Here is a 19,918-nt window from a genome sequence, read left to right as displayed (position 1 = left end):
TACGCTATAAACTTCTATTTTTGCATTATTATTGATTCGATCTATTGAAATTGAAAATGATTTCAACGAAATAAATAATTTACAAACCAAGTTTAAATGGCAAAGTCATACGAAGCTATTTTCGAGAACAACAAGAAGTGGGTTGAATCCAAGATTTCCGGCAACCCGGAATATTTTCACCAGCTTGCTCAAACTCAAAATCCCGAATATCTCTACATCGGATGTTCCGACAGCCGGGTAACGGCAGAAGATATGATGGGAGCGGAACCGGGCGAGGTTTTTGTTCACAGAAATGTAGCTAATGTCATTAACACTTTGGATATGAGCTCAACAGCGGTGATTCAGTACGCTGTGGAACATCTGAAAGTGAAGCACATTATAGTCTGTGGCCATTATAACTGTGGCGGTGTAAAAGCGGCAATGACATCACAGGATCTCGGACTTCTGAATCCCTGGCTGAGAAATATCCGAGATGTGTACAGGCTGCATCAGGCAGAACTTGACGCTATTGAAGATGAAGACAAAAGATATGACCGCCTGGTGGAACTGAATGTTCAGGAACAATGCATCAATGTCATCAAAATGGCTTGCGTACAGGAACGTTATATTTTGGAAGAATTTCCGGTCGTCCATGGTTGGGTTTTCGACCTGAGATCAGGAAAAATAATCGATCTCGAAATCGATTTTGAAAACATATTAAAAGACATTCAGAAGATCTACAACCTGACAGATTCTGATTGGGTGATGAGCAGAAAAAAATAGGCACATCAAATATTATGAAGTACTGGAGTATTATAACATTAACGATCTTTCTCAACTTTACGGCTCTTCCGGGATTAGCTGCAATGTTCGGTTGGGAACTGCCGAGAACCAATGTTGTAATCAGTGAAGAAGAGACGCACTCCAGCAACACAATCGTTATCTACGAAAAAACCATTCCTAAAACGATGGACATCCATGATTTCCTGAAGTTTTATGAAGCTGACACCCATAGAAAAATTACGGTCAACTGGGAATCAACTCTATATTTCCCACCGTCTCTCAGCATATTCTCTCCACCTCCGGAAGCATAAATAACATTTTCTGTTTTCTCAGAAAACGCTTGGGGTTGGCTGTAATCACACAGCGGATAGCACTTGCCGTTTCCTGACATCGTCTTAATCAATCACTATTGATTATCAATCACATCTGTTATTTACATTGATGTAGTTACCTTTAGGTCAGGTGATGACATCAGTCAAACTTATTATTTTTTTATGAAAAAGTCACAATCTTTGTTTGGAGGAATCAAAGAGAACTTTCCGTCTGGTCTTGTAGTATTTTTAGTTGCATTACCATTATGTTTAGGCATTGCACTGGCATCCGGAGCGCCTCCTTTATCCGGTATCCTTGCAGGTATTGTTGGAGGTATTGTAGTGGGCGCGATCAGTAATTCCAACATCTCAGTTTCAGGGCCGGCAGCCGGTCTTACAGCTATTATTTTGGTAGCGATTACCGATATTGGTGCATTCGAATTATTTCTTTGTGCCGGGATTATTGCCGGAATTATCCAGTTGATCCTGGGTTTTATCCGTGCAGGAAGTATCTCCAATTATTTCCCGAACAATGTGATCGAAGGGATGTTAGCCGGGATCGGAATCATCATTATTCTAAAACAGATTTCTCACGCCGTTGGATTTGATAAAGATTATGAAGGTCACCAGTCATTATTTGATAATGGATTTAACATTAATTATTTTTCAGAATTATTCGCGGCGATACATCCGGGAGCTGTCATTATAACATTAATTTCAATGGGAGTTTTGTTAGCCTGGGATAATATTGCAGCATTGAAAAGAATGAAATTATTACCCGGAGCACTAGTAGCAGTAATTGCCGGAATCCTGATTAATGAATTTTTCAAATTATCGGGAAGTTCATTGGCCATTTCCCCGGAGCATCTGGTAACACTTCCTGTTCCGACCACTTTGGATGAGTTCAAGAATATGATTACTTTTCCTGATTTTGCAGGATTTACTAATCCAAAAGTGTGGGTCACCGGCGCAACGATTGCTATCGTAGCATCAATTGAAACACTACTTTGTATAGAAGCGTCGGACAGACTGGACGTAAGAAGAAGAATTACAGATACCAACCTGGAGCTTAAAGCACAGGGAATCGGCAATCTGATAAGTTCGTTCATTGGCGGATTACCAATGACATCGGTCGTTGTAAGAAGTTCTGCTAATGCCAATGCAGGCGCAACATCCAAATTATCGGCAATCATCCACGGTGTTCTTTTATTGATCTGTGTTCTAACCATTCCTGTCATATTGAATATGATTCCGTTGGCGACATTAGCCGCAGTATTGATTTTAGTTGGCTATAAATTGGCAAAGCCGGCAACTTTCAAGCATTTTTGGCACAATGGGAAGTATCAGTTTATTCCTTTTGTAGCAACTGTTGTGGCTGTTGTAGCGACAGACCTTTTAAAGGGCGTGGGAATTGGATTATTAATTTCAATTATCTATATTTTACAGGGTAATATGAAGCGGGCCTATTACCTCAGTAGAGAAACACTGAACGATGCTGATGAGATCACGATCAAATTGGCAGAAGAGGTCTCTTTCCTGAATAAAGCAGCCATCAAAAAAACTTTGAAAAATATCAAGCCTGGTTCAAAAGTAATTATCGATGCCAGGACAACTTCCTATATAACGACGGATGTATTGGAAATGATTCAGGATTTTGCCAATGTAAGAGCAAAAGAGGAAGATATAGAAGTAGAACTGGCAGGATTCAAAACGTCATACAGAGATTATGCGAGTGACCAGGATTCTCATGTTGTGGTTAATCACAAAAGAGCAATGTAATTAAATTATTTATTATTAAATTTTAACAATCAAAAAACACATACTTAAAACAATTTTAAAAATATGAAAGCACATACATCAGAAACGCAGGCAACCATTACACCGGAAAAAGCATTGGAAATCCTTAAAGAAGGTAATGCAAGATTCGTTAACAACCTGAAAGCGAACAGAGATCTTCTGGCACAAGTGAATGCAACACGTGAAGGACAGTGGCCTTTTGCCGTTATTTTGAGTTGTATCGACAGCCGCACTTCTGCTGAGTTGATTTTTGATCAAGGCCTTGGAGATATCTTCAGTGTAAGAATTGCAGGGAATTTTGTGAATCAGGATATTCTTGGTTCCATGGAATTTGGCTGTAATGTGGCCGGTTCAAAATTAGTTGTAGTTCTTGGACACTCAAAGTGCGGTGCCTTGAAAGGAGGTCTGGACGCAGCAGCAATAGAAGGAATGGGAATGGATAACCTGAATCATTTGATCGGACATTTTGATCCAATCATCAAAAATATTATTAAAGATGGAGAAGAACGTTCATCTAAAAACGAGGATCTTTTGGAAAGACTGAATCATCACAATGTAAAATCTGCCATAGAAGACATCCGTCAACAAAGCTCAACTTTGAAAAGGCTGGAAGACGAAGGTAAAATCAAAATCGTTGGCGCAAATTATGACGTTGAAACCGGCGTTGTAACCTGGATATAGAAAACATTTTTTCTTCATACAATTAGGGTAGTAGGCCGGGTAATTTATTTATCCGGCTTACTTATTTCCCATTGTAAGCCGTCATCGTATTCTGTACACCGGCAAACACAAAAGATAAAGCCGCCTGGGCAAATTTTTCAATTCTTTCCGGCAATTTTTCATATTCCTCTTCGTTCCATTTTCCGAGAACGTAATCCGCTTGCTTCCCTTCCGGGAAATCTGCAGAAATACCAAATCTCAATCTTGGATAGTTCTGAGTATTGAGTTGGGCCTGGATGCTTTTCAGTCCGTTATGACCGGCATCAGAACCTTTCATTTTCATTCTCAAAGAACCGAAAGGCAGAGCCAAATCATCTGTAATAATCAGGATGTTTTCCAGCGGAATGTTTTCCTTCTGCATCCAGAATTTAACGGCGTTTCCGGAAAGATTCACGTAGGTGTCAGGTTTTAGGATAAAGACTTTTCTGCCTTTATATTTACCCTCAGCCAAAAGTCCGAAATTAGAAGATTTGAAAGGTGCTTCTATTTTTTCAGCGATCTTTTCAGCGACCTTGAAACCGATATTATGTCGGGTTTCAGCATACTCTTCTCCTTTGTTCCCGATGCCGACAATAAGATATTTCATTAATCTTGATATTTATATTCGATAAAATCTTCTCCGGAAGTACTTTTTACAGGATAGTTTTTGCTATCATAAGTATGCGAAAAAGACATTACTTCTGCAGAGGCACCCGTGTTGGCAACAGTTGTTTTTAAAGAATTATTTGCAGATAGAAAATTTCCTCCTTGTGGAGCTATGCCAATCAAGCAGAGGTAGTATTCTAAAGGAAGGAGCTTGTAGGGTGACTTTTTTGAATCGTAAGTGAAAGAAACCGTATTTATTTCCGGACTCATTTCCAAATCTCCGGTTACAGGATTATAAACACCATTTTTGGTTACAGATTTCATCATATTTTCTCCTTGGAATTCATATGTGGTTTCATAATATGCCTTGATAGGAAATGGAATAGTAAAGTCCTGAACAGAAATGATTTTCGAAAGCTTTCCTCCGGAATAGCTGTAATCGGCAGTAATTTTTGCTGTGCCGGTAATTTCCGTAACAACTTTAGTAAGACTAGTTCCTGCGTAAGTGAAAACAGCAGTTTGTCCAGCGTTGTACATTTTGGAGATCTTGTTGCTGCTATTATAGTCAAACTTGGTAACTTCTCCACTAGCGTCTGTATACGACGTTAACTTTGTTCCCGAATAATTATAGGTATAATTTTCATCTTCATATTCTCCCGTATCTTCATTTTTGGTATGCGACTTGACTTGTTTTAACAGCCTTGTTGTCGTTCCAGATCCGCCATTATTAGTGTTGGTTTCATAATCTACACCTTTCAAAAGATCACCATTCTCATCCTGATTTGGAGTACAAGATGCGATAATGAATAATCCGAATATATAATAAAGTATATTTTTCATTGTTTTGTTTTGTGTTTGCAAAGTTAATTTTTTAAAATAAATGTTCAGGTAATTTTTGAGGTCAGGAATTATATTAGTTAGAATCAAATTTTTCTTCGGAATTCAGGCTCTTAATTTGACTGAGTTCATCAATATAAACTTTCAACTGCTTCTCATTCAGTTCACCATTATTCTTATAGATTTCTACCCTTCTGTTAGTCTCAGAATCGTAATATTTTTTGAACTGATCGTTCGTTTCCTGTCTACTCCATAATTCGAAATACTCACATATCTCGGATAAAAAACTTTGTATTTCTTCTCTGGTTTTCTCATCTACATTATTACCAAATGATGTCACAGAACAATAAGCAGGATTTTTAATCGGCATTATTCTCTTGGAAAACTCGTTATATTTGTCATCAATGAGAGATTCGATTTGTTCTTTGTTAAAATAGACATCCTCATTAATATCACTAAGCTGTACAAAATTTGCCGAACTGTAATTATTATTAAAAATATAATTGGCATAGACCACAACCTCGCCTTTTCCTAAGCCTGGTGAAATCCCATAATGTTCCGAGAGATAAAACAATGCTGGTTCAGAATAATCGATTCCATCTTTGAGATTAGCGAAAAACAGTTCTATTTTGGTTCCGTCTTTATCTGTTGCGATTCTTTTCTCAAGATTTTTATACGATTTGTAATCATACAATGTATCGGATGCTTTTTTAAAATATCGAATTGGCGACGAAGCACTATAAGTTCTGAAGCCGTTGGCTGAAACATACTTTTTGTTGTATAAAACACCATCCATTCTGTAGATATTTTTCCGATAGGCATAATAGAAATTAATTGTATTTCTAATATATTTCTTCTCAGAATTGTAACTTATCGAATAAACAGGAACCGATTTGTCTTTAGAATTGAATCTCACAGAAATCCCAGCTTCATTATCTGCTTCACTTAAAAAAATCATTTCCTTATCGTAATGATATTTCAGAATTTGAGCGTTGCAAAAAGAAACCATTGCTATGAAAAACAATAGAATAGCGTTTTTTCTGATAAGAATAGAATGAGATCGATTCATTAAATAAAATAGTTTATTGAGCCAAAATCCGATTCAAAACCAGGTTCACCTCATCCACATTTGTCACATTATCTTTTCGCATCATCAGCTGGTTGTTCTTTTCTTTTAACGTCGCTTCTGCAGGATTTTGTGTAAGATAAGATATGATTTTTTTGAATTTTTCGCTTTGGTAGAATTTGTCCTGAGGATTCGCTGGGAAATAACCAAGAAACACTTTATTCTTCACCACCAACTTATCAAATCCAATTTCAGCCGCCAGCCATTTCAGTTCTACAGATTTCAGAAGATTAATAGCTTCATCCGGCAGTTTTCCGAAACGGTCTGTCAGTTCATTTTCAAATTGTTGCAATTCCTTAGCATTCTGAACATCGGCCAGTTTCTGATACAATGACAAACGTTCTTCCGTAGAACTCACATAATCATCTGGCAACATCAATTCCAGATCCGTATCGATATTCACTTCTTTCGTGGATTTGAACAGCTTGTTTCTATCTTCTTCATTTTCAAAAAGATTTTCAAAATTCTCATCATCTTTGAGTTCTTCCAAAGCTTCCTGCATCATTTTCTGATACGTCTCAAATCCCATTTCGTTGATGAATCCACTCTGTTCTCCGCCCAATAAATCACCGGCACCACGGATTTCCAGATCCTTCATCGCAATCTGGAAACCACTTCCCAAATCCGAGAATTGCTCAATCGCTTCCAGACGTTTTCTCGCATCAGACGTCATCATATCGAACGGTGGTGTTATCAGGTAACAAAATGCTTTCCTGTTGCTTCGCCCGACTCTTCCACGCATCTGGTGCAGATCTGCCATCCCGAATCGTTGCGCATCATTGATGAAAATAGTATTTGCGTTTGGTACATCCACGCCGGATTCTACAATCGTTGTAGAAACGAGAACATCATATTTTCCTTCCATAAAATCGAGGATGTTGGTTTCCATTTGTTTCCCGTCCATTTGTCCGTGGCCGGTAATCACTCTCGCATCGGGAACCAGTCTTTGGATTAATCCTGCAATATCTTTCAGGTTTTCGATTCTGTTGTTGATGAAATAAACCTGTCCGTCTCTCTGCAATTCATAAGAAATCGCATCACGCAAAATTTCTTCATTGAATCCAATGATTTGCGTTTCCACAGGTTGACGGTTAGGCGGTGGCGTTTTGATAACGGATAAATCTCTCGCCGCCATTAATGAAAATTGCAAAGTTCTCGGGATTGGCGTCGCCGTTAAAGTCAAGGTGTCTACATCAGTTTTTAGCGTTTTCAATTTGTCCTTGACGGAAACACCAAACTTATGTTCCTCATCAATAATCAATAAACCTAAATCCTTGAACTTGATATCTTTTCCAACCAACTGGTGAGTCCCGATGACAATATCGATTTTACCGTTTTTAAGACCTTCTTTGGTTTCCGATTTCTGTTTGGCTGTCCGGAATCGGTTCATATAAGAGATGTTCACCGGAAAATCCTTCAATCGTTCTTTGAAACTTCTGTAATGTTGGAAGGCCAGAATCGTTGTCGGAACCAAAATCGCAACCTGCTTTCCGTCGGTCGCTGCTTTAAATGCAGCACGAATCGCTACTTCTGTTTTACCAAAACCAACGTCACCGCAAATCAACCGGTCCATCACACCTTCCGCTTCCATATCCTTTTTCACATCCAGCGTTGCTTTTTCCTGGTCTGGCGTATCTTCGTAAAGGAAACTCGCTTCCAACTCATTTTGAAGGTAAGAATCCGGCGAATACTGGAAGCCTTTTGCAGTTTTTCTTTCCGCATAGAGTTTTATCAAATCAAAAGCAATCTGCTTAACTCTCGCTTTTGTTTTTTGTTTTAATGATTTCCAGGCTGGCGAACCGAGTTTACTAAGAACGATTTCTCTTCCTTCAGGTCCGTTATATTTCGAAATTTTATGAAGTGAATGGATACTTACGTAAAGCAAATCTCCATTTTTGTAAGTCAGTTTAAAACATTCCTGGATTTTTCCATCGTTATTGACTTTTACCAAACCCTTAAATTTCCCAATGCCGTGGTCGATATGTGCAATGTAATCACCAACCTTCAAAGACATCAGATCTTTGAGCGTCAATTGCTCCGACTTGGCAAAAGTGTTCTTGGATTGATATCTCTGGTAACGGTCAAAAATCTGGTGGTCGGTGTAAATCAGAATCTTATTGTCAGCATCTACAAAACCTTCATGCAATTCCGATTTGAAGCTTTTGAACGGAATCTCGTGCTCTAATTCCTCAAAAATCGATTCTAATCTTTCTTTTTGTTTTTCACTTGAAAATGAAATCCAGGTGTCAAAACCTTGACTTTGTTTTTCCTCCAAATCCTGAATCAGCAATTCAAAGTTTTTATGAAAACTAGGCTGTTGTGTTTGGTTGAGTTCTACGTTCTGAATCTTTGGAAGTTCAAATGACTGAGAACTGAAATCTATTGTTTTGAATTTGATTAATTTATTCTGAAATTCAGGCTCAGAAATAAATAATTCGTCAGGCGTTCTATGTTTGATGTCTTTGCTTAATGTCTCAAATTTTTCTAATGCTTTTTCGTGAAAATCCCTGATTCTTTTGGTGGAAAGGTAAAGATTCTTTGAAACTACAAAACTGTCTTCCGGTAATAATTCAAACAAAGAAACTTTGGTCCCTGAAACCGAAAAATTCATATTGGAAACCAGCTGGAATTCATCAATCTTGTCCAAAGAAAGTTGGGATTCTATGTCAAAAGTCTTGATGCTTTCGACCTCATTTCCAAAAAACGTGATTCGAAAAGGCTTCTCATTAGAAAAAGAAAAAACATCCACAATCCCGCCTCGGACAGAGAATTCTCCAGGCTCGGAAACAAAATCTGTTTGGTTGAATTGATAATGGTTCAACAACTCATCCACAAAATCAAAATCCAGTTGATCGCCCACTTTTATCTGATGAGAAATTGCTTTGAAGTCTTCTTTCTTCAAAACTTTTTCAGACAACGCACCAATGAAAGCGACAATCACTTTTGGCGATTTCCCGGAATTCAGTTTATTGATGACTTCAGTTCTCAGAACCAGATTCGCATTCTGGGTTTTCTCAACTTGATATGGCTCAAGATGTGTTGCCGGAAAGTAAAGAACGTTGTCGCTTCCCAACAAATCTTCCATTTCCGCATTGATGTAAAGCGCATCTTCCTTGTCATCCACCAAATAAAGAATGGTTTTGTTCCGAGTCAGAAACAATTCCGAAGCTAAAATTGAAACTGCGGAACCCGTACTTCCTTTGACTGAAATGTGCTGATGCTTTGATATCTGTGAAAAAATCTCATTCCCGAATTGTTTCTGAAGCAAGTCCGGCAAAAGATTTTGATTGATTTTTTTTAATTCCATTAATGTGGTTATAAACGCAAAAAGCGATTCCGAGATATTTTCGGAATCGTTATTTGTTACAAAGATACTATTTTTCAAAAAAATTAGTTTTAATTTTACGGTCTTAAACTATGAGCATTTGAAATTCGGTTTCAAAATATTGTCCCTTTTCTGTCTATTATCAATTCTTTTTACACAATGTAAGGATGATGATGCTAACATTTTCCGTGCATATGTAGAAGGGAAAATCACGTATTCTGATGCCAAGTTTCTGGAAAATCCGATTCATCTTGTGAAGGAAAAGAAAATCATTGCGGAAACTTTCCCGAAAGAAAGCGGAAGTTTTGTTTTGGCCGGGCCTTATGACAAAGGTGCTTACAAATTTCAGCTTAAAAACTTCAAGATAAAATCTTTTTCTACCGAAACCAAAGGCTGCAAAATCTCCAGTGATTCTCTCAGTATCGAAATCCCGGATGGTGTGACTTACGTTATTTTCAATGATATTACTTTGAAATAATGAAGAAACTTCTACTTTTTTCGCTGGCTCTCATTTCGGCATCTGCTTTTTCTCAAAGAAGAAAAAACCAGGATTGGACAGAAAATGTAAAATTTTCTATCGACCCACACGTTAAAGTAATGAAGTCACTTGGCAACAATTTTCTGAATGAAGCCTTCGATTATTTTTATGGTTTCGGAATAGGCGGTAATGTTAATGTCTACAAGAATTTTGGTTTAGGCGTAGAATACACATATTTTTTAGCAAACGTGAAAAACGGTGACAAATTTGGTTATTTGGGCGCTCCTTCAATGAATAATTTTGATTGGTATGCATTTCATCAGGACAAAATCACAGAAGATTTTTTTGTAGAAGAAATTTTAGGTTACAGCACTTACCGGATGAAAAGTCCTTTTCTTGACAATTCCGGGAATTTCCACGAGGGCAATAGCGGTCTTAATTTCGGAGCCAAAGCAATCTATACTATTGATGACACCGGCACTCAACAGATTGTTCTCAATGCAAAACTTAATTTCTATAATTCTAAGATAGGAAATCAGAATCCTGATATAGAAAAGTATTATTCCAAAGCAACGTTGTTGAATATCGGTATTGCCTATCGTATTAATTTTTAAGGCATTTTTAAGTTGTTATAATTTCTGGTTAATTTTTTTTATTCGTAATTTCTAATTGATTTTTAGTATAAATTTGTTCCATCAAACTAAAACAATCTTTGATATGAAAAATTTATTAACAGCTCTGCTACTTACTTTCGGTGTAGGTGTAGCAACTGCACAAACAACAGCGCCGGCCACGGCAAAAAAGCAAGTTCAGAAAACTGAAAAAAAAGCGACCAAGTCTGTGGAAGCACAAGCTGCAAAAGTGGCTAACACTCCTGATGTCAAACTGAAAAAAGACGGAACTCCGGACAAAAGATATAAAGCCAACAAAATGCTTAAAAAGGATGGAACTCCTGACAAGCGTTACAAGGCTAACAAATAATTTTCCTGATCGATGAAGAAGAAAGGGACAATTTAATTTTTCATAACTTTTATTTTTTTAGACTTTACATTTTTTGTAAAGTCTTTTCTTTTTGGTTCACGATTTGATTATATTTTTTTACCAATTCAAAAAAATAGTATTATGAGCCCGAAACCAATGCTTACGCTTTCTCAAGTTATGGAGAAGCTCAGAGAAAAAGGAATCACAGATGAGATCATCATGAATGATAAAAAGCAATTCGTCATTCATAGTACAGAAAAAGCTTATCATGCAGAAGATCTTAAAATTATCCGTGTTTACAGATTTGAAGGCGCAAGTGATCCGGACGATAATATTGCCCTTTATCTTGTAGAGGATGTCTATGGGAACAAAGCCATGATCATAGATTCTTACGGTGCAAACAGCAATTACGCAGGTCCGGAATTTGATGAATTCCTAAAGTCACTTCCGACAGAAGAAAGAGAAGAATACGACTTTTAAATTTCAAAAAGCACATTTATATATTTATTACCCTTTTCCATATTTCGCAGAAAAGGGTAATTTTTTAATCAATTTTGACAACAAGCAATGTTTTTTTAAGTCCGTCTTCTATTCCTTTCCAATAGAAATTGAAGAAAGAACGCTGTTTGTTTCTCTCCACATAGATATCAACTGATTCCGGGAATTTTTTGGAATCTTTTTTAACTACAAGATTAGCAACCGCTGACAAGAATTTCTTTTTCTCCTTTGTATCTTTATCCAGAATATTTACCTTCAGATCTTTGTGTGTGATTCGGAATTTTCCGTTCATAATATCATTGTTCCCCTTAAAGTCAAAATTGAGACTGGTAATTGTTCCTGTGGCAGTGATGTTCATATAAGGTTTGATGAATGGGTTGATATCATTTGCAGGAAGATTGTTGATATAACCACCAATTGTGAAATTATCACGCATATTCGCAGTATCAAAATTCCAGTTGACCTTCATTGGTGAAGCATCCATAAATTTACAATTGATCACAATCGGAACATTGGTATTAGCGCCTTTTTTCTTGTTGGAATTAAGGTTTTTTACATTCATATTGAAGTTGGTGAAAATCACTTTTCCAGGTCCGTTTGAATCCGGCTTGTCTTCTTCATATACCAATTTGGATTGTACAAGATCCAGATTTTCAACAACTAAAGGAAATTTTATCGTTCTTAATAATTTCGAATAAAGTAGTTTTTCTTTTGGATTATCTCTTGGAATCTTGCTTCGGAAGATATTAGCGTCAACATTGGTTAATCTTGCATTTTTCAGTAAAATATCCGGTTGGTCATTTTCAAATTTCCATCGTAATCCTGATAACTGAACACGGTTGACAGAAATATCAAATAAATCATTTTCCATTGGAATCATTCTCACAAACTCAGCTCTGGAAACTTTTGGATTAAGATTAAAATCTTTCAAATCAATACTTTTCGAAGTCACATCGAAGCTTGACAAATCCACTGTGTAATATTGTCCTGCATCGTAAAAAAACTGATTGCCGGAAATTTTGTAATCCTGATAACTGAAAGGCAATTTGTTTTTTGAAGTTTCTTCATTCATCAGAAAACTTTTGATATTCGCATCAAATTTTGCAATTGAAAGTGTTTTCTTTCCATTGGATTTTAAAATCGATAATTTTCCGTTAATAATATCAAAATTTTCAAAATTAAGATCAAATCGAGATTTCTTTTTGCTGGTCTTGACAACTTTATTGTCACGGTTCTGAATCACAAATTCCGGATCTTTGATCTGAGCATTTTTCAGGCTTAGTTTTGTTTTGCTGAAAACCAGCTCATCGAATGTCAGCTTTTTGCTTTTGATCCCAAACAAACTTTTCTGACTTCTGAAACTTTGTTCCCAATTCTTAAAATCCACCAGAGATTTCATTTCAAAATCATCAATTTCTAACTTCCCATTATCGGTTTTGATGTCTGAAGACGTGATGGAATAAATCTGGTCCAGACGGAAAAAGAAATCTTTTGCAGTGATATTGTAGCTGTCCAAGGCAAACGGCAACTCATCAGGATCTTGATTAAGGCTCAGGTTTTTAACGTTGAGATTAAGATCTTTTGCAGAAAATAATTGGGTTTCGTCCGATCTTTTAACACCAATATTTCCATGATCAATTTCAATATTATTAATCATAAATGGAATCGGATCTTTTCCTGACTTGCCGGCTTTTGGTTTTGCTAATCTAACCCGAAGATCCGGTTTTACAAGTTTGATGGAACTCGCTTCGATTCTGTTATTTTTCAACAATTCAATAACACCTAATCTACTGATATTCAAAATTCCCAAAGAACCTTCCAGCGCTATGGTTTCCAGATTATTGGGCTGTTTTGTTTTAATTTTGATTTGGTTAGCGGAAATACCTCCACTCAGGATTTCCACATTCAGAGATTGATAGGTAATTTGATATGGCGTTTTGTTTTTGAGATAATCGGGAAGTTTATATTTTAACCAAAGACTGAATCCAATATTGATAATTAATATTAATGCAAGAAAACTACCTAAGATTATAAGCGAAATTTTTAAAGTTTTTTTCATCCGTTTATTAAATTATTAACTGATGACTAAAAACCGTTCCAAAATTATAAATCCAGTTCTATAACATAACCTTCGTGACCTCTGACATTGACGAAATCGTCACCTTCAAAATGAAGATATTGCCCTTTGATACCTTTCAAAACTCCATTGAATTCCGGTTTTTTATCCAGTGTGAAAACATTAATTTTTCCCGGTTTTTCATACGGAAAATCTAATTTCACAACATTCTCTTCGGTCACTGCAAATTTTTTGAAATCATTGGGAAAATATTCCGCAATCTTATTTCGGAAATCGATCAGATCCAAAGCATCCTCATAATCATCCTGAAGCATTTTCTTCGGATTGGTTTTATCAGCGATATGCTTTTTCAGTTCCACCTCTATCATTCCCGCTTCATAGCGATTATCCGTCACGGCAATCGGCAAAGCGAAAGTTGCGCCCTGGTCAATCCAACGCGTCGGGATCTGATGTTCTCTTGTAACGCCCACTTTAACATCACCTGTGTAAGCCAGGTAAACAATGTGAGGAACCAGTTGTATTTCTTTTTCAACATCCAGATCTCTTTCTGCAATCCCAAGATGAGCAGTGGACAATTCCGGGCGAATAATTGTATCACTTGCATAAGGACTTTCAAAAAAACATTTTTTACAAAATCCCATTCTATATATTTTCTCATCACTTCCACAATTCACACATTCGTAACCCAAATGTTTGATGTAAAGTGTTTTTCCGAACAGTTGGTTCATATTAATCAAATCATTTTTCAGATTAAGAAAATACTGAATGGGTTGTCCGTTTTGGGAAATCATCTTTAGGATTTGTCCGGAGAATTGCATTTTTATGAAGATTTAAATAGGGATAAAAGTAGGGATTTTTACAATAAGGTTCAAAAAATTAAAAAATTTGTCAATTCCAGTTTTAAGGATATATTTGCCACAATTAAAAAACATATTAGTATGAAAAATATTTATGCCTTCTTATCATTATTGGTAACATCTTTCGTTCTTGCACAAACGACTATCTATTCCGAGAATTTTGGAAATCCTTCCTCTACCACTCTTTTGACAGCGTATACAGGTTATCAAAACAGTTCGCCTATCACTTACTCCGGAACAGCTGATGTGAGGACTTCGACACCGTCGGACTATGCAGGAGCTAGCGGGCAAGGCTGTGTCTTCATAGGTGCTGTGACCACATCTTCCGGTAATCCGGCAAAAACACTGATTATTAGTGGAATCAACACAACAGGATATCAGGATTTAACACTTTCCTTTGGGCATCAAAAAGGAACTAATGCCAGCAGTAATGAGTTAAAAGTTGAGGTAAGTTCTAATGGAACAGATTGGACTCCGCTTTCCTACACAAGACCAACCGGCTCCGGAACTTCTGTCTGGCTAGTTGTTACGCCAACAGGAACAATTCCTGCAACATCTAATCTTTCTGTAAGGTTTACAAATCCTTTGGATTCTAATGTTGGTTTCCGTGTTGATGACATTAAATTAACTGGAAATCAGACATTAGCAGTGAGTAATGTTAAAAAACAGCACTTCAACATTTATCCAACCGTTGTGAGCAATGGAATCATCTGTGTTACTTCCGCAAATAATCAGACAAAAAAAATAAACATCTACGATTCTTCCGCAAAATTGGTTATCAGCAGAGGTACGGATAAAGAAATCAATGTTTCTCAACTTCCAAAAGGCACTTACATAATTAATGTCGAGGAAAATGGAATTGTTGAATCAAAAAAATTCATTGTTAAATAACAATTTATGTTTTAAATATTAAAAAGAATCTCCGAATAAGAGATTCTTTTTTTGTTTAATTCTTATCTTCGCATCAACACAATACTTATGAACTATCTTGTAACTGGTGGAAGTGGATTTATTGGTTCCCATTTAGTCGAGCATCTTTTAAAAAATGGACATTCTGTCATTAATATTGACAATTTTGATGATTTCTATGACTATCAAATCAAAATCAGAAATACTTTGGAGTCTACAAATAACAATTCTGAGTTCAGTTTTAAAAATAAAGATGCCGACATCGAGAATTTGATATCATTGACAAAATCAGAATATTACCAGCTTTATTATCAGGATATTCGGGAAAGAAGAGGCCTTGAAGAGATATTCAGAAAACACAACATTGACTTAGTTATCCATTTAGCAGCATTGGCAGGCGTTCGTCCTTCTATTGAGCGGCCTTTGGATTATGAAGAAGTCAATGTTCGTGGCACGATGAATCTTTGGGAGCTGTGCAAAGAATTTGGAATAAAAAAATTCGTTTGCGCTTCATCTTCCAGTGTTTATGGCAACAATGAGAAAATCCCATTTTCAGAAACAGATAATGTTGACAACCCCATTTCTCCTTATGCAGCAACCAAAAAAAGCGGCGAAATTTTAGGCCACGTTTATCATCATCTTTATAGTATAGATATGATCCAGCTGAGATTTTTCACGGTTTACGGACCGAGACAAAGACCTGATCTTGCCATTCATAAATTCACGAAACTGATCTGCGAGAACCAAGAAATTCCTTTCTACGGCAACGGTTCCACAGCAAGAGATTATACTTTTATTGATGATATCATTGACGGGATTCTTAAGTCTGTACAATATCTGGAAAATCACGATCATATTTATCAGATTTTAAATCTTGGAGAGAGCGAAGTCGTTACATTGAATGAGATGCTTGCAACTCTAGAATCCGCATTGGGTAAAAAAGCAAATAAAAAAATGCTGCCAATGCAACCCGGCGATGTCTTGAAAACCAATGCTGATATAACAAAAGCGAGATCTCTGATTGGTTATAAACCGACAACAAACTTCCAAAATGGCACAAAAAAATTTGTGGAATGGTTTTTGGGAAATCGGCATTAATGAATCTCTGACAGCAGGATCATTTAAAACTAAATGAAATTATTTTTAAATATTATTGAAAATCAGTAGAAACATATATAAAATATCACCTAATTTTTTACTTTTGCAAAAAATTTAATTATGTATTGGACATTAGAATTAGCTTCATATTTAAGTGACGCACCTTGGCCGATGACCAAGGCAGAATTGATCGATTATGCAATCCGTACCGGAGCGCCAATGGAAGTTGTAGAAAACCTTCAGGCTATTGAGGACGAAGGAGAGATCTATGATGCGATTGACGAGATCTGGAGCGATTATCCTACAGACGAGGATTATCTTTGGAACGAAGACGAGTATTAATCGTCAATAAGCTTTACACCAAAGCTTCAAAATATATCACACAACAAGTGTAATTTAAACGCTTTGGACTTTGGATCCAAAGCATAAATCAGAAATTTATGAGTTTTTTAAATACCGTTCTTAAAAGTTTTTTGGGAGACAAAAATGCAAAAGATTTAAAAGAAGTAAAAAAAGTTGTCGCAAAAATCAAAGCAGTTGAACCTAACATCCAGTCATTATCCGATGATGGATTAAGAGCGAAAACCGCAGAATTTCAAGAAAAAATAAAATCTGCAACTGCCAAGTTTACAACCCAAATCGACGAAATAAAAGAGCAGATAAAAAACTCTACCAACGTTGACGAGAAGGAATCGCTTTTTAACAAAATCGAAGGTCTTAAAAAAGAATCTTACGAGGTTGAGGAAAAAGTTCTTAACGATATCCTTCCGGAAGCTTTTGCTTTGGTAAAGGAAACCTCAAGACGTTTAGCACAAAATGGAGAAATCCGCGTGACTGCAACAGACAGAGACCGCGAGTTGGCAGCTACCAAAGATTTTGTAGCGCTGGATGGCGATATTGCTGTTTGGAAAAACTCTTGGGATGCAGCCGGAACGCCTGTCGTTTGGGATATGGTTCATTATGACACGCAGTTTATTGGTGGTGTCGTATTGCATTCCGGAAAAATAGCAGAAATGGCAACCGGTGAAGGTAAAACTTTGGTCGGAACACTTCCAATTTATCTTAACGCTTTGCCGGGAAGAGGTGTTCATGTTGTAACAGTTAACGATTATCTTGCAAAAAGAGACTCGGCATGGATGGGCCCGTTATATCAATTCCACGGATTGACTATTGACTGTATTGATAATCACCAGCCCAATTCAGATTCCAGAAGAAAAGCTTATCAGGCAAGTATCACTTATGGAACCAATAACGAATTTGGTTTCGATTACCTGAGAGACAATATGGTAACCAATCCTACTGAATTGGTTCAGGGAGAATTGAATTTCGCAATTGTCGATGAGGTGGACTCGGTTTTGATTGATGATGCAAGAACACCGTTGATTATTTCCGGACCTGTTCCTCAAGGTGACAGACAGGAATTTGATGTGCTTAAACCTTCAATAGACAGAATTGTTGAGGTTCAGAAAAAAACAGTTTCTGCCATTTTCAACGAAGCTAAAAAATTAATCGCGAACGGAAACACCAAAGAAGGTGGATTCAAATTACTTCAGGCCTACAGAGGTCTTCCAAAGAACAGACAATTGATCAAGTTCTTGTCAGAAAGTGGAAACCGTGCTTTGCTTCAGAAAGTGGAAGGTCAATATATGGCAGATAACAATCGTGATATGCCAATTGTTGACAAAGATCTTTATTTTGTCATCGATGAGAAAAATAATCAAATCGATTTAACAGACAAAGGCGTAGAATATATGTCTGCAGGTAACGAAGATTCACAATTCTTTGTTTTAACTGATATCGCGACAGAAATTGCCGAATTAGAAAAAAAGAATCTCTCAAAGGAAGAAGAATTCGCTGCAAAAGAAGAGTTATATCGAGATTTTGCTGTGAAATCTGAGCGTATTCACACCATGAATCAATTACTGAAAGCTTATACATTATTCGAAAAAGATGATGAATATGTAGTAATTGACGGGGAAGTAAAAATCGTTGACGAGCAGACTGGTCGTATTATGGAAGGCCGACGTTATTCTGACGGACTGCACCAAGCGATTGAAGCTAAAGAAAATGTGAAGATTGAAGCTGCGACCCAGACCTTCGCAACGATTACTTTACAGAACTATTTCCGTATGTATAACAAGCTGGCCGGTATGACAGGTACTGCGGAAACTGAAGCTGGAGAATTCTGGCAGATTTACAAATTGGATGTTGTGGTAATCCCTACCAACAGACCTATCCAAAGAGATGACAGACAGGATTTGGTTTACAAAACCAACCGTGAAAAATATAATGCTGTAATCGAGGAAATCGAGAAACTAACCTCAGCAGGGAGACCTGTTTTGGTGGGTACAACTTCGGTAGAAATTTCCCAATTGCTTTCCAGAGCATTACAGTTAAGAAAAATACAACACCAGGTTCTTAATGCTAAACTTCACAAAAAAGAAGCGGAGATTGTTGCCGGAGCTGGTGGACCGGGCGTTGTAACCATTGCAACCAATATGGCCGGTAGAGGTACCGACATCAAGCTGAAACCGGAAGTAAAAGAAGCCGGAGGTTTAGCAATAATTGGTACAGAAAGACACGATTCCCGTCGTGTGGACAGGCAGTTGAGAGGTAGAGCCGGTCGTCAGGGAGATCCTGGAAGTTCCCAGTTTTATGTTTCTTTGGAAGATAATCTGATGCGTCTTTTCGGTTCTGAAAGAATTGCTAAGATGATGGACAGAATGGGTCATAAGGAAGGAGAAGTGATTCAGCATTCTATGATTTCCAAATCTATCGAGAGAGCTCAGAAAAAAGTCGAAGAGAATAACTTCGGTGTCAGAAAAAGATTGCTGGAATACGATGATGTGATGAACAAGCAGCGTGACGTTATTTACAAAAGGAGAAAGAATGCATTATTTGGCGATCACTTGAAGTATGATATTGTCAATATGATTTATGACACTGCTGCTGCAATTGTTTCTCAGGCTAAAGCAAACGGAAATTATAAAGATTTTGAATTCGAGATTATCAAGCATTTCACAATGGAAGCGCCTGTTACGGAATCCGAATTTTCAAGCACACAGATTCCGGCATTAACGGATATCGTGTTCAAGAAAGCCAAAGAAGATTACGATTTAAGATTAAACCTTCTGAAAGAAAAAGCCTATCCGATTATTGAGAACGTTTACCTTAATCAGGGTTCTATGTTCAAGATGATTCAGGTTCCTTTCAGTGACGGCTCTAAGACAATGACCATTGTTACAGACCTGAAAGAAGCTTACGAAACCAAATGTGAATCATTGATCACAGATTTCGAAAAGAATATTTCTCTTGCGATCATTGATGAAAACTGGAAGACACACTTAAGAGAAATGGATGACCTAAGACGTTCTTCTCAAGGTGCGGTTTATGAGCAAAAAGATCCGCTAGTAATTTACAAACAGGAATCTTTCTACTTGTTTAGCGAAATGGTTGACAAAGTAAATAAGGAAATTGTTTCTTTCCTTTACAAAGGAGAAATCCCTGCATAACAAGCAATTACGAGTAAAAATATTAATCCTGTTGAGTAATCAGCA

18 protein-coding genes are annotated in these 19,918 nt (G+C 36.9%); 12 read left to right on the top strand and 6 right to left on the bottom strand.

Going from position 1 to position 19,918, the window contains the following annotated elements:
- Positions 1–96: 96 nt before the first annotated feature.
- The 4 genes from QOL71_RS05410 to QOL71_RS05395 all read left to right on the top strand — a co-directional run bounded on the left by QOL71_RS05410 (position 97) and on the right by QOL71_RS05395 (position 3,551).
- The gene (locus QOL71_RS05410) at positions 97–762 is read left to right on the top strand and encodes a carbonic anhydrase (RefSeq protein ID WP_283415947.1); all 666 of its coding nucleotides are present in this window, start codon (positions 97–99) and stop codon (positions 760–762) included.
- Between the two features lie 14 nt (positions 763–776).
- On the top strand, positions 777–1,073 hold the full coding sequence (locus tag QOL71_RS05405) for a hypothetical protein (RefSeq protein WP_283415946.1): 297 nt from the start codon (positions 777–779) through the stop codon (positions 1,071–1,073).
- A gap of 183 nt (positions 1,074–1,256) precedes the next feature.
- Entirely contained in the window at positions 1,257–2,852 is a 1,596-nt protein-coding gene (locus QOL71_RS05400; protein WP_283415945.1) for a SulP family inorganic anion transporter, read from the top strand.
- Between the two features lie 63 nt (positions 2,853–2,915).
- Positions 2,916–3,551, top strand: a complete 636-nt coding sequence (locus QOL71_RS05395; RefSeq protein WP_283415944.1) for a carbonic anhydrase family protein — start codon at positions 2,916–2,918, stop codon at positions 3,549–3,551.
- Positions 3,552–3,612: 61 nt separating this feature from the next.
- On the opposite strand, the gene pth is transcribed toward QOL71_RS05395, so the two are convergent.
- The 4 genes from pth to mfd form a co-directional block, all read right to left on the bottom strand.
- Positions 3,613–4,176, bottom strand: coding sequence for an aminoacyl-tRNA hydrolase (pth, locus tag QOL71_RS05390; RefSeq protein ID WP_283415943.1), 564 nt, complete (start codon positions 4,174–4,176; stop codon positions 3,613–3,615).
- Complete coding sequence (locus QOL71_RS05385) at positions 4,176–5,015, bottom strand: hypothetical protein (protein ID WP_283415942.1); 840 nt, start codon at positions 5,013–5,015, stop codon at positions 4,176–4,178. The genes pth and QOL71_RS05385 overlap by 1 nt, the downstream gene beginning before the upstream one ends.
- A 73-nt stretch (positions 5,016–5,088) precedes the next feature.
- Positions 5,089–6,081, bottom strand: a complete 993-nt coding sequence (locus QOL71_RS05380) for a hypothetical protein (protein ID WP_283415941.1) — start codon at positions 6,079–6,081, stop codon at positions 5,089–5,091.
- Between the two features lie 13 nt (positions 6,082–6,094).
- Positions 6,095–9,445, bottom strand: coding sequence for a transcription-repair coupling factor (gene mfd / locus QOL71_RS05375; RefSeq protein ID WP_283415940.1), 3,351 nt, complete (start codon positions 9,443–9,445; stop codon positions 6,095–6,097).
- Between the two features lie 118 nt (positions 9,446–9,563).
- Here mfd and QOL71_RS05370 point away from each other — a divergent pair, with 118 nt between their 5' ends.
- The 4 genes from QOL71_RS05370 (at position 9,564) to QOL71_RS05355 (ending at position 11,402) form a co-directional block, all read left to right on the top strand.
- Complete coding sequence (locus QOL71_RS05370) at positions 9,564–9,941, top strand: hypothetical protein (protein WP_283415939.1); 378 nt, start codon at positions 9,564–9,566, stop codon at positions 9,939–9,941.
- Positions 9,941–10,555 carry a hypothetical protein gene (locus QOL71_RS05365; RefSeq protein WP_283415938.1) on the top strand — a complete coding sequence of 205 codons (615 nt, stop codon included), beginning with the start codon at positions 9,941–9,943 and terminating at the stop codon, positions 10,553–10,555. The genes QOL71_RS05370 and QOL71_RS05365 overlap by 1 nt, the downstream gene beginning before the upstream one ends.
- A gap of 103 nt (positions 10,556–10,658) precedes the next feature.
- Positions 10,659–10,922, top strand: a complete 264-nt coding sequence (locus tag QOL71_RS05360) for a hypothetical protein (RefSeq protein ID WP_283415937.1) — start codon at positions 10,659–10,661, stop codon at positions 10,920–10,922.
- 141 nt (positions 10,923–11,063) lie between these two features.
- Entirely contained in the window at positions 11,064–11,402 is a 339-nt protein-coding gene (locus tag QOL71_RS05355) for a hypothetical protein (protein ID WP_283415936.1), read from the top strand.
- Positions 11,403–11,466: 64 nt separating this feature from the next.
- Here the strand turns inward: QOL71_RS05355 and QOL71_RS05350 are convergent, their stop codons facing one another.
- Both QOL71_RS05350 and QOL71_RS05345 read right to left on the bottom strand, forming a co-directional pair.
- Positions 11,467–13,479 carry an AsmA family protein gene (locus tag QOL71_RS05350; protein ID WP_283415935.1) on the bottom strand — a complete coding sequence of 671 codons (2,013 nt, stop codon included), beginning with the start codon at positions 13,477–13,479 and terminating at the stop codon, positions 11,467–11,469.
- Between the two features lie 44 nt (positions 13,480–13,523).
- The gene (locus QOL71_RS05345) at positions 13,524–14,315 is read right to left on the bottom strand and encodes a DUF2797 domain-containing protein (protein WP_283415934.1); all 792 of its coding nucleotides are present in this window, start codon (positions 14,313–14,315) and stop codon (positions 13,524–13,526) included.
- A gap of 120 nt (positions 14,316–14,435) precedes the next feature.
- Here QOL71_RS05345 and QOL71_RS05340 point away from each other — a divergent pair, with 120 nt between their 5' ends.
- From QOL71_RS05340 to secA, 4 genes are all read left to right on the top strand, one after another.
- Positions 14,436–15,245, top strand: coding sequence for a T9SS type A sorting domain-containing protein (locus QOL71_RS05340; RefSeq protein WP_283415933.1), 810 nt, complete (start codon positions 14,436–14,438; stop codon positions 15,243–15,245).
- Between the two features lie 87 nt (positions 15,246–15,332).
- The gene (locus QOL71_RS05335; RefSeq protein WP_283415932.1) at positions 15,333–16,361 is read left to right on the top strand and encodes a GDP-mannose 4,6-dehydratase; all 1,029 of its coding nucleotides are present in this window, start codon (positions 15,333–15,335) and stop codon (positions 16,359–16,361) included.
- Positions 16,362–16,481: 120 nt separating this feature from the next.
- Positions 16,482–16,703, top strand: coding sequence for a DUF2795 domain-containing protein (locus tag QOL71_RS05330; protein ID WP_027382805.1), 222 nt, complete (start codon positions 16,482–16,484; stop codon positions 16,701–16,703).
- Between the two features lie 98 nt (positions 16,704–16,801).
- A complete protein-coding gene (gene secA / locus QOL71_RS05325) occupies positions 16,802–19,873 on the top strand; it encodes a preprotein translocase subunit SecA (RefSeq protein WP_283415931.1) in 3,072 nt (1,023 codons plus the stop codon).
- The last annotated feature ends 45 nt before the right edge of the window (positions 19,874–19,918 follow it).

Origin of the sequence: Epilithonimonas pallida, from assembly GCF_900182975.1 — a bacterium.
GTDB classification, from domain to species: Bacteria; Bacteroidota; Bacteroidia; order Flavobacteriales; family Weeksellaceae; genus Epilithonimonas; species Epilithonimonas pallida.
The sequence above is the reverse complement of the archived record's forward strand: the minus strand, read 5'-3'. Positions and strand labels throughout refer to the sequence as shown.